At 57.4% G+C, this 13,014-nt stretch carries 13 protein-coding genes; 11 read left to right on the plus strand and 2 right to left on the minus strand.

Translation table 11 applies throughout. From position 1 onward, the window contains the following. Positions 1-81: 81 nt before the first annotated feature. Positions 82-786, minus strand: coding sequence for a Bax inhibitor-1/YccA family protein (locus ACO5Z0_RS03435; RefSeq protein WP_485649224.1), 705 nt, complete (start codon positions 784-786; stop codon positions 82-84). 596 nt (positions 787-1,382) lie between these two features. Between ACO5Z0_RS03435 and glmS the strand changes: the two genes are divergently transcribed. Beyond that, complete coding sequence (gene glmS / locus ACO5Z0_RS03440) at positions 1,383-3,212, plus strand: glutamine--fructose-6-phosphate transaminase (isomerizing) (protein ID WP_485649225.1); 1,830 nt, start codon at positions 1,383-1,385, stop codon at positions 3,210-3,212. Positions 3,213-3,236: 24 nt separating this feature from the next. Continuing rightward, complete coding sequence (locus tag ACO5Z0_RS03445; RefSeq protein WP_485649226.1) at positions 3,237-4,739, plus strand: IMP dehydrogenase; 1,503 nt, start codon at positions 3,237-3,239, stop codon at positions 4,737-4,739. A gap of 64 nt (positions 4,740-4,803) precedes the next feature. On the opposite strand, the gene ACO5Z0_RS03450 is transcribed toward ACO5Z0_RS03445, so the two are convergent. Next, complete coding sequence (locus ACO5Z0_RS03450) at positions 4,804-6,477, minus strand: DUF4127 family protein (protein ID WP_485649227.1); 1,674 nt, start codon at positions 6,475-6,477, stop codon at positions 4,804-4,806. 114 nt (positions 6,478-6,591) lie between these two features. Between ACO5Z0_RS03450 and rsmD the strand changes: the two genes are divergently transcribed. From rsmD to plsX, 9 genes are all read left to right on the plus strand, one after another. Beyond that, the gene (gene rsmD, locus ACO5Z0_RS03455; RefSeq protein ID WP_485649228.1) at positions 6,592-7,149 is read left to right on the plus strand and encodes a 16S rRNA (guanine(966)-N(2))-methyltransferase RsmD; all 558 of its coding nucleotides are present in this window, start codon (positions 6,592-6,594) and stop codon (positions 7,147-7,149) included. Between the two features lie 12 nt (positions 7,150-7,161). Further along, positions 7,162-7,650, plus strand: a complete 489-nt coding sequence (gene coaD / locus ACO5Z0_RS03460) for a pantetheine-phosphate adenylyltransferase (RefSeq protein WP_485649230.1) — start codon at positions 7,162-7,164, stop codon at positions 7,648-7,650. A gap of 57 nt (positions 7,651-7,707) precedes the next feature. Beyond that, positions 7,708-8,193 (plus strand): ATP synthase subunit B family protein, encoded by a 486-nt coding sequence (locus ACO5Z0_RS03465; RefSeq protein ID WP_442673125.1) that lies wholly within the window; start codon positions 7,708-7,710, stop codon positions 8,191-8,193. A 120-nt stretch (positions 8,194-8,313) separates the two neighbouring features. Next, positions 8,314-8,982: a nickel pincer cofactor biosynthesis protein LarB gene (gene larB, locus ACO5Z0_RS03470; RefSeq protein WP_485649231.1), complete on the plus strand. Its 669-nt coding sequence runs from the start codon at positions 8,314-8,316 to the stop codon at positions 8,980-8,982. Positions 8,983-8,994: 12 nt separating this feature from the next. Next, the gene (gene larC / locus ACO5Z0_RS03475) at positions 8,995-10,230 is read left to right on the plus strand and encodes a nickel pincer cofactor biosynthesis protein LarC (RefSeq protein ID WP_485649232.1); all 1,236 of its coding nucleotides are present in this window, start codon (positions 8,995-8,997) and stop codon (positions 10,228-10,230) included. Next, positions 10,230-11,042, plus strand: a complete 813-nt coding sequence (gene larE, locus ACO5Z0_RS03480; protein ID WP_485649233.1) for an ATP-dependent sacrificial sulfur transferase LarE — start codon at positions 10,230-10,232, stop codon at positions 11,040-11,042. The genes larC and larE overlap by 1 nt, the downstream gene beginning before the upstream one ends. 44 nt (positions 11,043-11,086) lie before the next feature. Then, entirely contained in the window at positions 11,087-11,578 is a 492-nt protein-coding gene (locus ACO5Z0_RS03485; protein WP_442673122.1) for a YceD family protein, read from the plus strand. A gap of 35 nt (positions 11,579-11,613) precedes the next feature. Continuing rightward, positions 11,614-11,793, plus strand: a complete 180-nt coding sequence (gene rpmF, locus ACO5Z0_RS03490; protein ID WP_009644988.1) for a 50S ribosomal protein L32 — start codon at positions 11,614-11,616, stop codon at positions 11,791-11,793. 129 nt (positions 11,794-11,922) lie between these two features. Continuing rightward, on the plus strand, positions 11,923-12,993 hold the full coding sequence (gene plsX, locus ACO5Z0_RS03495) for a phosphate acyltransferase PlsX (protein WP_442676646.1): 1,071 nt from the start codon (positions 11,923-11,925) through the stop codon (positions 12,991-12,993). Positions 12,994-13,014: the final 21 nt, after the last annotated feature.

Below are 13,014 nucleotides of genomic sequence, written 5' to 3' on the forward strand. Positions count from 1 at the left end.
GGATTGTTTTGAGAAAATGCGAAAAAGCCCGCCCATCCCCACTTCGATAAGTATGGGGGAACGGCGGGCTTTGCGTTGATTTTAGTCTCTTCCCGACAGCATACGCAGCAAATCGAGAATCTCGACGTAGAGCCAGATGAGGGTCACGAGCAGCGAGAAGGCGCAGTACCATTCGTAGTCTTTCGGCAGGCCTTCCTGCACACTGCGGTTGATGAGCTCATAGTCCATGAAGAGGCACAGCGTCGCGACACCGATGATGACGAGCTCGATGGCGATGGCGACGATGCCGCCGTCGTGCAGCATGGGGAAGTGGATGCCGAAGAAGCCGAGCACCATTTCCGCGATGTACGTGAGGACGACGCCCGTCAGAGCGATCATCGTGATGCGCATGAACTTCGAGTTGACCGTCACGAGGCCGCGCGCGTAGACGAGTCCGGCGGCGATGGCGATGCCGAAGGTCAGCATGACGGCATTGATGAGTATGCTCGGCGAGATGAACGCGACCGTCACGGACAGGCACGCGAGGCACATGCCCTCAAGGATCGCATAGAGCGGCGCGAGAAGCCCCGCCGTGCCTGGCTTGAAGGAAACGATCAAGGCCGTGATAAGCCCCATGACGGCGGTGACCATCGTCGTCGTCGGCGTTGCATAGTCCGTGAGCCAAGTGATGACGGCAGATGCCGCGACGATGAGGACAAGCCCCGTGCTCTTTATGGCGATGCCGCTGTAGCTTGCGGCTTCGCCCGAAAAGACGGCGTCCGTCGCTCTGCTCATTCTCGATAACATGGGATTGTTCAAGAGATCAGCTCCTTTGCTGTAGTTGATGAACCAAGGCGCAGACAAGCTGCGACTTTCTTCTATTATAAAGGGAGGCAGATGTTTTGTCTACGTTCCTCATGAAATGTAAAGGAAGCGCTGATAAAACGAGGTCGCCCAGATTTGCGAAGATGGGTGGCTGAATTTATCAGTGATTCCTATAGAAACGATGTACCACGAGCGGCGAAAGAGGGCGCGTGAATCCTATTGACAAATCAGGGAAGATAAACTAAAATAGCAAAAATATACATCATGCGGTGCATGGAAAAATGCTTTCATGCGCTGAATATGAGCGGTCTGCCTGTCGGCTGCGGTGATGGGAAGGAGCATGGGAGAACGGGAAAAGGCGTATGCCTTAGCGCGAGACCTTGCAGGAGCGTACTGCAAGGGGACGAGGAAGAGGTTGTCGAACATTCAGCGGATGCCTCTCGGCTGCATCGGTCGTAAAAAGCTGCAAATCCCCTCGGTGACGAGGGGGACAAGGCAGTTCATAAGATGGGCAGGAACAGAAATGAATATGGAATGGCAGGCGGTTTGCCTGCCGGAAACTTAGGAGGTTTTTGCCTATGTGTGGAATCGTTGGTTATGTCGGCAAGCGTCAGGCGACGCCGTTTCTCATCGAGGGGCTGACGAAGCTTGAGTATCGCGGCTATGATTCGTCGGGCATCGCCGTCTTGAACGAGGATAAGATCCGCGTGGAAAAATGCGTGGGTCGTCTTGCCGAACTCAAGCGAATCATCGAAGGAAATGAGCCGGCAGGTCATATCGGCATCGGTCATACGCGTTGGGCGACGCATGGACGTCCGTCGGACAGCAACGCACATCCGCATACGGACTGCGCGGGCAATTTCGCCGTTGTGCACAACGGCATCATCGAAAACTATATGTCGCTGAAGGAAGATTTGATTGAAAAAGGTCATTCCTTCAAGTCGGAGACGGATACAGAGGTCGTCGCACACCTGTTGGAGGAAGTCTACAATGGCGACTTCGAGGCCTCGGTGCGTGAGGTGCTTTCGCGCATCGAAGGCTCTTACGCTCTCGTATTCATGTCGCGCGAGCATCCCGATCGCCTGATCTGCACGAAGCAGGACAATCCGCTTGTCATCGGTCTCGGCGAAGGGGAGAATTTCATCGCGTCCGACATCCCCGCGATCATCGCGCGCACGCGGCGCACCTACATCGTCAATGACGGTGAGATGGCGGTCGTCAAGGCGGACGGCGTGCATATCACGAATCGCCGCGGCGAAGTCGTGACGAAGAAGGTCTTCGAGGTCAACTGGAACGCCGAGGCGGCGGAAAAGGGCGGCTACGAGCACTTCATGCTCAAGGAGATTCACGAGCAGCCGAAGGCCGTGCGCGACACGATGTCGCCGCGCATCGCCAAGGACGGCAAGCATATCGTCATGGACGAGCTGCGCTGGAACAAGGATTTTCTCGATTCATTCAACAAGGTTTATATCGTCGCCTGCGGTACGGCGTATCATGCGGGGCTTGTCGGCAAGTATTACATCGAAAAGCTTGCGCGGATTCCCGTCGAGGTGGACGTCGCATCCGAGTTCCGCTACCGCTCGCCGATCATCGATGAGAATACCTTGATGATCGTCGTCAGCCAGTCGGGCGAGACGAGCGACACGCTCGCCGCCCTGAAGGAAGCCAAGCGTCTGGGCGCGAAGAGCCTCGCTGTCACGAACGTCGTCGGCTCGTCCATCGCGCGTGAGGCGGCGCAGGTGCTCTACACTTGGGCGGGGCCTGAGATCGCCGTTGCCTCGACGAAGGCGTATACGACGCAGCTCATCTTGATGTTCATGCTCGCCGTCTATATGGCGGATCTCAGGGGAACGCTCGAAAAAACGCGCAGCGAGGCTCTGATTGAGGGGCTGACGAAGATTCCTGCGCAGATCAGCGAGACGCTGAGCGACGTCGAGCCGATCAAGACCTTTGCGAAGCAGTACGGCTTCAACGAGGACGTCTTCTTCATCGGGCGCGGTCTCGATTATCATGTGGCGCTCGAAGGCTCGCTGAAGCTCAAGGAGATTTCCTATATTCACGCCGAAGCGTATGCGGCGGGCGAACTCAAGCACGGAACGCTTGCGCTCATCGTCGAGGGCGTGCCCGTTATCGCGCTCGCGACGCAAAAGAGCGTTTACGAGAAGACATTGTCGAACATCAAGGAGGTCAAGGCGCGTGACGCCGTTGTCATCGGCATCGCGGCGGCAGGTGATGCACAGCTCGAAAAGTATGTCGATCATGTCATTCATGTGCCCGAAACGGACGAGCTTTTGATCCCGCTCTTGACGGTCGTGCCGCTGCAGCTGCTCGCTTACTTCGCGGCGATTACGCGCGGCTGCGACGTGGATAAGCCGCGCAACCTCGCGAAGTCCGTCACGGTCGAATGATGCTATAAGAAATGAGGGGTTAAAATGGCATATTATTTCACGGAACCGTCGCATACCTTTGGCGAATACTTGCTCGTGCCCGGGTACTCCTCGGAAGAGTGCGTGCCGACGAATGTTTCGCTGCAAACGCCGCTCGTGAAATTCCGTCGCGGCGAAGAGCCGAAGATCAAGATGAATATTCCTATGACTTCGGCGATCATGCAGGCGGTGTCAAACGATACGATGGCGATCGCTTTGGCGCGTGAGGGCGGCGTTTCCTTCATCTACGGTTCGCAGACGCCCGAACAGGAAGCGGCGATGATCTCGCGCGTCAAGAACTACAAGTCAGGCTTTGTAAGCAGCGATTCGAACATCAAGCCGACGACGACGCTCGGCGAGGTCTTGGCGCTCAAGGACGAGACGGGGCATTCGACGATGGCGGTTACGGAGGACGGCACGCCGAACGGCAAACTCGTCGGCATCGTCACGAGCCGTGACTACCGCGTGACGCGCATGAGTTTCGATACGCCCGTCAAGGACTTCATGACGCCGTTCGAGCGCCTGATTTATGCGGACGCGAACCTCACGCTGCCGCAGGCGAACGATCTCATCTGGGAGCATAAGCTCAACATGCTGCCGCTCATTGACGAAAACCGCCGCCTGCGCTACATGGTGTTCCGCAAGGATTATACGGACAACAAGGAAAACGAGTTGGAGCTGATCGACGAGCGCAAACGCTATATCGTCGGCGCGGGCATCAATACGCGCGATTACGCGGAGCGCGTGCCGGCGCTCCTTGAGGCGGGGGCGGACGTCCTCTGCATCGATTCTTCCGAGGGGTATTCGGAGTGGCAGAAGAAGACGCTCGAATACATCCACAAGGAATTCGGCGAGGATGTCAAGGTCGGTGCGGGCAACGTCGTTGACGGCGAGGGCTTCCGCTTTCTCGCGGATGCGGGCGCGGACTTCGTCAAGGTCGGCATCGGCGGCGGCTCGATCTGCATCACGCGCGAGACGAAGGGTATCGGCCGCGGTCAGGCGACGGCGGTCATCGACGTCTGCCGTGCGCGTGACGAATATTTCAAGGAGACGGGCGTCTATATTCCCGTCTGCTCGGACGGCGGCATCGTGCATGATTACCACATGACACTCGCCTTGGCGATGGGCGCGGACTTCATGATGCTCGGTCGCTATTTCTCGCGCTTCGACGAGAGCCCGACGGACAAGGTCAAGGTCAACGGCACATACTACAAGGAATATTGGGGCGAAGGATCGAACCGCGCGCGCAACTGGCAGCGCTACGACCTCGGCGGCGACCGCAAGCTGTCGTTTGAAGAGGGCGTCGACTCCTACGTTCCTTATGCCGGCTCTTTGCGCGACAACATTCATATCTCTCTGAGCAAGATCCGCTCGACGATGTGCAACTGCGGTGCGCTTAACCTCGGTGAACTGCGCGACAAGGCGAAGATCACGCTCGTATCGTCGACGAGCATCGTCGAGGGCGGCTCGCACGATGTCATCTTGAAAGACAAGTTCGGACGCGACTGATTTTTTGCGATCAACCGCATAGCAAAAGCCCTTCCCTTTCGGTGGAAGGGCTTTTGGCGTGGCGCTACTGTACGGCGATCCAAGGCGTCGTTTCTAAGTAGATCTCGAAGGTGCGCGGCCAAGGGAAGCTCATGTCGGCTTGGATGTCATAGACAAAGAGCAGCGTACTTTCGCCGCCGGGCAGATGGACGCGGAAGGGGCGGCGGCAGGATTTTGTGCTTTTGAAGGTTTGCAGGCGGTCGTCCATAGCCTTTCTTAGCATCTCTGTCGCCGCGAGGTAGTCGCGCTCTAAGTCGAGGTCGTAAACATTTTTCGTGCCATTCTTTTTCAGTCCCGTATTGACGAGGGTGATGACATCTTTGAGATAGAAGTAGTCCTCTAGGAAACGATTGTTGAGCAGCTTGAGGTTCGCGGCGTGGAGTGCGAGGACTTCTTCTCTTGTCGCAGCTTTTTCGCGAGCGGCGGCGAAGAGCGCCGCCTGAGAGAGCGCCGTACCGACGGAGTTGCTTGCCGTGTTCCAGCCTGCGTAGGCGCGAAGTCCTTCGATGGGAGCGCCGCGTTCGATGAGGAGCGGCAGCAGCGTCTCTTCGGCGGCGAAGTGACGGCTGAGATCGACGAGCGCGACGGGTGTGCCTGCCGCGAGATAGGTTTCGATGCGCTCGACGCTTTTTCGGCGTGCGCCGAGGTTTTTCTCACTCCCTGCGCTGATGAACAGCACGAAGTCGGCGCTGTCGGCGGATGCCGTACATACGCCGCCGAAGAGCGTGATCTTTTCCATTGCCGTTTCACGCATGGAGATCGCCATGAAGGGCAGAACTTCGTCGGGCGTTTCCTCGTCGTTCCAGTCGAGGTAGATTTGCGGGCGGCGACCGATTCTTTCGCCGGAGATGGCGGCGAGAAGCGTCAGTGCGAGTTCGTCGGCGCCGTGGACGATGGCGGCTTTTTCCGCAGGGATTTGTTCGTCGATGAGGAGCTGCTGCAGGCGGCGCTTTTCGATGTTCGGGATGCTGTACGTTTCGCCGTCGTCCTGCCCGATGAGGAGACGATCGAGCGTACCTTCTTTGACGAGTTCGATGAGTGCGCGTGTAAGCCGTTCGTTTTGCTCGAAGAGTGCGAGGTACCGCGCGAGGCTTGCAGGATGGATTTTCGCTTCAAGTTCCTGCATTTTTTCTGCGTCCGCAGGGTCGCCGCAGAGTGCATAGCGGTCGGCGAGGCGCGAGTAGGAAAGGAGGTATTTGTTGTCGTAGTAGTCGTCGATGCTCGCGGGCGGGATCATGCGCGGCAGGATGGAGAAGGCGCAGAGCGGCACGGTCGGGTGCGCGGCGTGCAGTTCGCGCAAATAACGGACGAAGGCTTCAATTTCAGCGGGCGACTTTGCGGTTTCACGTGCTGCGAGCAAGCCGCCGTAGAAGAGCTGGTCGATGGAAAGGATGGCGGCGTCGCTCGTTTGGAGATTTTCGCGAAGCCACTGCTGCGCATCCTTCGTTTCGCCCGGCATTGTATAGTAGTCCTGCATTTCGTAGGGCAGTACGTCGATTTTCGTGCCCGCGATTTCGGCGGCGTCGAGCACGAGCTGGCGGCATGGCGGCCTGCCGTCGAGCGGCACGAACACGATGCGCCCGGATGCTTCCCGTGCGGCGTTGAGCGGTGCGCCGCCGTAGGTGGGGCGCAGGACTATGTGGTAGCAAAAGATCGTGCAGAGCGCAAGGATGAGCAGGCACAGCAGTCGCTTTTTCAAGAAAGTTCCTCCTAAAAGCATGGGTATTCTTCAATATTATAGCATGGTGCGGTTCACGAAACGAAAAAAATATGATAAAATATGAAATGTTACCCTTGATTTTGAGGTGAAATTATGCGTATCATCACGGGCAAGGCGCGCGGCTGTCGTCTCAAGACGCCCAAGGGAGAGGCTACGCGCCCCACCGCCGATCGCATCAAGGAGTCGCTTTTCAATATCCTTGGACGGCGCGTCGAGGAAGCGTGTGTGCTCGATCTCTTTGCGGGTACGGGTGCGCTTGGACTTGAGGCTTTGAGCCGAGGCGCAGCATCGGCGCTTTTCGTCGATGAGAGGACGACCCCTTTGATCGAGGAGAATGCGGCAAAGACGCGGCTTTCGGCGCGTGCTGAGATCGTGCGCGGCGATGCTCTGCGCGTATTAGCGCGCCTTGGCGCTTTGGGGCGCAGCTTCGATTTGATTTTCTGCGATCCGCCGTATCAACGGGGCTTTTGGGAGAAGGCTCTTTCCTCTGTGGATAGAGAAGGGCTGCTCGCCCCCGACGGCTGTATGATCGTGGAGCACGGCGCGGATGAAGAAGCGCTTCCGGCGCTCAAGGAGCTTCGCTGCGTGCGTGAAGAAAGCTATGGCAAGACGACGCGGCTGCGCTTTTTTGTGCGGACTGCAAAGGGCTAGGAGGAAGTCTCGATGATTACGGCTGTATGCTCGGGGAGTTTTGACCCTGTGACGAACGGTCATGTCGATATTTTCGAGCGTGCGAGTCACATGTTTGACGAGCTGATCGTGGGCGTTTTCCACAACATTCGCAAGACGCCGTTTTTCACGGTAGAAGAGCGCGTGGAGCTTTTGGAAGAGGCGACGCGCCACATTCCGAACCTGCGCGTCGGGGCTTTTGAAGGCCTTTTGCCGGACTATATGCGCAAGGTCGGTGCGACTGTCATCGTGCGGGGACTGCGATCCGTCACAGACTACGAATACGAACAGAAGCAGGAGCAGATGCTCAAATACATCGCGCCCGATATTGAGACCGTGTTTTTGCTCACCGATCCGCGCTATTCCTTCGTCAGTTCTTCTGGTGTGCGGGAAATTGCAAATTTTCATGGACGCGTGACAGGACTTGTACCCGAGTGTGTAGAATTAGCTATAAACAGGCGTTTTGCAGATATGAATGATTGAAGGAGCGCAGTTCCTTTGATTCCGATATAAAAATTTGGAGAAAAGGCGGGCAAAAAGATGGCTGTAAAAAATATTTTGGATTCCATAGAAAATCTCGTTGTCGAGTCAAGGCGTATGCCTTTGATGAACAAGAGCCTCATTGACGAGACGGATCTCATCCACCTCGTTGACGAGCTGCGGCGTGAGCTGCCCTTGGAATTGCAGAAAGCGGAGAAGGTCATGCAGGAGCGTCAGGACATTCTCGACCGCGCGAACGACGAAGCGGCGGCGCTCATCGAAAAGGCGAAGAAGTATGCGGCAGAACTCGTCGATAAGAACGAGATCGTCATGCAGGCAGAGGAAAAAGCGAAGGCGATCATGCAGCAGACGAAGGAGCAGGAGCGTGAAATCATGGAAAAGACGATGGCGAACGCAAAGCAGCTCAGAGACGACGCCGACCTTTATGCGAACCAAGTCTTTGATCATCTGATCGGCAATCTCAGCAACGCACTGCAGGTCGTGCAGCAGGCGAAAGACGATTTGAACCACGGCCCGAGGGGCTGAATGGGCGGACAAAGGCGCTGTACAGGACAGCGCCTTTTGTCTGTGCATCTTGGAAGCGATTCTTTGGATTTTTATGCGTGCGCGTCTTGCTGAGACGCCGCATACAGCGAGGTGAAAGTCGTGGAGCAAAAGGAGCTGGGTTTCGCCGCTGTCGATACGGGGCGCGAGAAGCGGCAAGGCTTCGCTGAGGTCGTTTACGGCGCGGGCAAGACAGCGGAGCAGATCGCAGCGATTTTGAAGACACTGCGTGCCGAGAGCGAGGGCAATATCATGGCGACGCGCGTCGATGGAGAAAAGGCTCGGACAGTGCTCACCGTCCTGCCCGAGGCGCACTATGACGAGGTTGCACGCATCGTCTATGTCGAGCGCAAGGTGCGATGCGAGGATGCAGCGCACCGCATTCTCGTCGTCACGGCGGGTACGAGTGACATTCCTGTCGCTGAGGAAGCGGCGCTGACGGCGCGTCTCATGGGCAACGACGTCAAGACGCTCTACGACGTCGGCGTCGCGGGCATTCATCGTCTGCTGGCGCATAAGGATGAGCTTCTGGCGGCGAATGTCGTCATCGTCGTCGCCGGCATGGAGGGGGCGCTCGCAAGCGTCGTCGGCGGACTTGTCGCGCGGCCTGTCATCGCCGTGCCGACGAGCGTGGGCTACGGCGCGTCGTTCCAAGGCTTGACGGCGCTTCTCTCGATGCTCAATTCGTGCGCGACGGGTGTCGCCGTCGTGAACATCGACAACGGCTTTGGCGCGGGTGCGATGGCAAGCCGCATCAATCAGATGAGATAAAGAGGTGCAAGGATGAGAGCGATCTATTTGGACTGTTTTTCGGGACTCAGCGGCAACATGCTGCTCGGTGCGTTTCTCGCGGCGGGGATGCCCTTGGAAACTTTGGAAGCGGAGCTTCGCCGCCTGCCGATAGCGGACGAGTTTCATCTGAAGGTCAGCACGGTGAAAAAGAACGGCATTGCCGCGACGTATGTCGATGTCGAGCTTTTGCACGAAGAACATTGTCATGATCATGGACATGACGATGGTGACGCTCATGCGCATAGGCATGAGCATCACCATCGCACGATGCGCGATGTGCGTGCGATCTTGGAGCGTTCGTCGCTTTCGCCGGATGTCCGGAATACGAGCCTGAAGATCTTCGGCGTTCTCGCGCAGGCGGAAGGTAAGGTGCACGGTATGCCGCCCGAGGATGTGCATTTCCACGAGGTCGGTGCGGTGGATTCCATCGTTGACATCGTCGGCATCGCGATCTGCCTTGATTATCTTGAAATCGAGAAAATTTTCGTATCCAAAGTGAATACGGGAAGCGGCACGGTGCATACGCAGCACGGACTGATGATGGTGCCCGCGCCTGCGACGGCGGAGCTTCTGCGGCTCTTTCCGACGTATCACGAAGGCGCGGCGAAGGAGCTGACGACGCCGACGGGCGCCGCTGTCCTCGCCGCGCTCGCCGAATTCTCCGAGTATGTGCCTGCCGATCTTCTGACGGAGTGCATCGCTTATGGTGCGGGCACATGGGATCTCGAACTGCCGAATGTCGTGCGGCTTTATATCGGCGATTACAAAGGCGGCGGCAAGCGCGATCTGTCGCTGATCGAAACGAATATCGACGATATGGACGCGCAGCTCTTCGGCTATGTGAGCGAACGTCTCCTTGCCATCGGTGCGCTCGATGTCTGGACGACGCCGATCTATATGAAGAAAAACCGTCCGGCGCATCAGTTGTCCGTCTTGGTGGCAGAGGAGCAAAAAGCGCAATGCCTGTCGCTTCTCTTTGCCGAAACGACGAGCATCGGTATGCGCGTGCTGCATGTCGATGAGCGCGTCGAAGCGACGCGTCACACCGCGCTCGTCGATACGCCGCACGGCAAGGTGCGCTGCAAGGTCAGCGCCTACGGCGGCAAGATCGTTTCGCTTTCGCCCGAGTACGACGATTGCCGCGAGATTGCCGTGCGCGAGGGGATTCCCTTGAAGCGCGTGCGTCAAGAAGCGCTCGATGATCTGCGCGAGCGGCTCGGCGAGTGATGGAGAAGGAAAAAGAGGCAAGGCTTTTTGAAATCCTGTGTTCTTATGACACGGCTGCTGTCGCCCTGTCGGGCGGCGTCGACAGTGCCGTGCTGCTCATGGCAGCGGTGCGTGCGCTTGGCGCGGCGAAGGTCGCTGCCGTTACCGCTGTATCCGAACTCCTTGCCGATGCGGAGCGGGCGGATGCGAAACGCTGCGCCGAGCTTGCAGGCGTTCCTCTGACGCTTCTTCCGGCGGACGATCTCGGCTCGCCCGATGTCGTAAGAAACGACGAGCGCCGCTGCTACTACTGCAAGAAGCGTCGCTTTGAAATGCTTGTCCTTTGGGCGAAGGAGCGCGGCTTTCCATGTGTTCTCGACGGCACGAACGCCGACGATGCAGACGACTATCGCCCGGGACTTGCCGCGATGGAAGAGCTTGCGCCCTTCGTCGTCTCGCCGCTCGCAAAAGCGCAGTGGACGAAGCGCGATATACGCGAGGCGGCAAAGGCATGGGGCATTCCCGTGTGGTCAAAGCCCAGCGCTGCCTGTCTCGCTTCGCGCATCGAGTACGGCGTCGCATTGACGAAGGAACGCCTGCAGGCCGTTGAAACCGCAGAAAACGCTCTGCGCCGCTTCATCTGCGGTCAGCTCCGCGTGCGCCATCACGGCAAACTTGCACGCATCGAAATCGAGCCTCGTGAGTTCGATGTTTTTTTGCAGCATCGAGCAGAGATCGAAGCTGCTGTGCGTGCGGCAGGCTTCAACTATGTGACGCTCGACCTTCGCGGCTATCGCATGGGCAGTCAGAATGAAAGCCTTGCATTTTCTTGACAAATAAATTTCGCCTTGCTATAATACCTTGAGGTCGATGCAGAATGATGATGGTTTGTATTGCTGATGCAAACGCCGCGATAGGCAGGGGCGTTTCTTTTTCGTTTGTCACGACAGCGGAAGAATTGGATGCCGTGCCGGAGAATTGCCGCATAGATGGACCGGTTGAGGTCGAATGCGAGATTCTTGCCACGGGCGCGTCCTATCGACTCACAGGCTGCGTGCGCTGCGAAAGAATGTTTGTCTGTGATCGGTGCCTTGCGTGCGTCTCGTCTCGTGAGAGCTATGCGTTTGCTGAAGAAGTCCGACGAACGGACGACGAAAGCGGTCTTTCTATCGTTGACGACAAGATAGACATTTCGCCGTTGATTCGGGATACACTTCTTGCTGCTCAGCCCATTCACAATGTTTGTCGGCCGGATTGCCTTGGGCTTTGCCCGAAATGCGGTGCGAACCTCAATGAGGGCGAGTGCGGCTGTGACCGCATGGTTCCCGATCCAAGGCTGGCGGCTTTGGAGCAGCTTTTGAAGAAGTAGAAGAATGTTGCACATACTAAGGAGGTGTTTCCCGAATGGCAGTACCTAAGCGTAAAATGTCAAAGGCTCGCCGTGATTCGCGTCGCGCGAATTGGAAGCTTACGGCTCCCGGCTTCGTTTCGTGCCCGCAATGTCATGAGCCGAAGATGCCCCATCGTGTTTGCCCCGAGTGCGGTTACTACGATGGCAGAGAAGTCGTTGCTGCAGACGAGTAAGAAATTTGGGGTGAGCAGGATATAAGCGATTATGTCCTGCTCATTCTTTTTTGCATTCCTAAAAGGAATTATCGCAAAGACAGCGAAGATACTAGAGTGAGGCATGTGTCTGAGGAGGAAAGATCGTTCGTGAAGATTGCAGTGGATGCCATGGGCGGGGACTATGCGCCGAAAGAGATCGTTTTTGGCGCAGTTCGGGCTGCGAAGAAATATGGCTGTGAGATCGTTCTCGTCGGTGACGAGGAGAAGATCATGCAGGTTCTCGCCAGGGAAGAAGGCTGGCGGAGCTTAGGCATCTCCGTGCTGCACGCGAGTGAGGTCGTTGAGATGGGAGAGCATCCCGTCACCGCTGTGCGCCAGAAGAAGGATTCATCCGTCGTCGTCGCGACGCGCCTCGTCAAGGATGGCTCTTGCGACGCTGTCCTTTCCGCCGGCTCGACGGGCGGCGCGGTAGCGGCGGCGCAGTTCATCCTCGGGCGCATCGCAGGCGCGGACCGTCCGACGATTGCGACGCCGATGCCGACGCCGAAGGGTGTGACGCTGCTCCTTGATTCAGGGGCGAATGTCGACAGCAAGCCCAAGCACCTCGTGCAGGGGGCGATCATGGGATCGCTCTATGCCGAGCATGTCTTTGGCATAGAGAAGCCGCGCGTCGGGTTATTGAACATCGGCGAAGAAGAAACGAAAGGCAACGAGCAGGCGCAGGCGACATATCCGCTTCTAAAAGCCATGACGACGGTGAATTTTCGCGGCAATGCGGAAGGGCGCGACATACCCAAAGGGAATTTCGATGTCGTTGTTTGTGATGGATTTGTCGGCAATGTTGTGCTAAAATTTGCAGAGGGACTTGCAAAGACGCTTGTGCGTCTAGCGAAGGACGCCGTGAAGAACGGCGGGCTGCTTGCAAAGATCGGCGCGTTTCTCTTGCTGCCGGCGCTGAAAAAGCTCGGCAAGACGATCGACGTGTCAGAGTACGGCGGCGCACCGCTCTTGGGTGTGCGCGGCTGCTGCCTCATCGCGCACGGCTCGTCGAATGCGAAGTCGATTGCGAGTGCTATACGCGTCGCCAAGGACTATGTGGAAAGTGACGTCCTCACGCATATCAAAGAAAATCTGGCCCGCGAAGCGGCTTTGGACGACGGCGGGAAACGCCGTGCGGCGGATACAGGGGAGTCTGCCGCAGAAGCTGTTCGATCATGAGATGGGTATATAGGAGGATAA

The sequence above is a fragment of the Selenomonas sp. genome, from assembly GCF_057272215.1.

Coding starts and splice junctions, on each gene's coding strand:
- ACO5Z0_RS03435 (WP_485649224.1), bottom strand. CDS start 786: ATGTTATCGAGAATGAGCAGAGCGACGGACGCCGTCTTTTCGGGCGAA.
- glmS (WP_485649225.1), top strand. CDS start 1,383: ATGTGTGGAATCGTTGGTTATGTCGGCAAGCGTCAGGCGACGCCGTTT.
- ACO5Z0_RS03445 (WP_485649226.1), top strand. CDS start 3,237: ATGGCATATTATTTCACGGAACCGTCGCATACCTTTGGCGAATACTTG.
- rsmD (WP_485649228.1), top strand. CDS start 6,592: ATGCGTATCATCACGGGCAAGGCGCGCGGCTGTCGTCTCAAGACGCCC.
- coaD (WP_485649230.1), top strand. CDS start 7,162: ATGATTACGGCTGTATGCTCGGGGAGTTTTGACCCTGTGACGAACGGT.
- ACO5Z0_RS03465 (WP_442673125.1), top strand. CDS start 7,708: ATGGCTGTAAAAAATATTTTGGATTCCATAGAAAATCTCGTTGTCGAG.
- larC (WP_485649232.1), top strand. CDS start 8,995: ATGAGAGCGATCTATTTGGACTGTTTTTCGGGACTCAGCGGCAACATG.
- larE (WP_485649233.1), top strand. CDS start 10,230: ATGGAGAAGGAAAAAGAGGCAAGGCTTTTTGAAATCCTGTGTTCTTAT.
- ACO5Z0_RS03485 (WP_442673122.1), top strand. CDS start 11,087: ATGATGATGGTTTGTATTGCTGATGCAAACGCCGCGATAGGCAGGGGC.
- rpmF (WP_009644988.1), top strand. CDS start 11,614: ATGGCAGTACCTAAGCGTAAAATGTCAAAGGCTCGCCGTGATTCGCGT.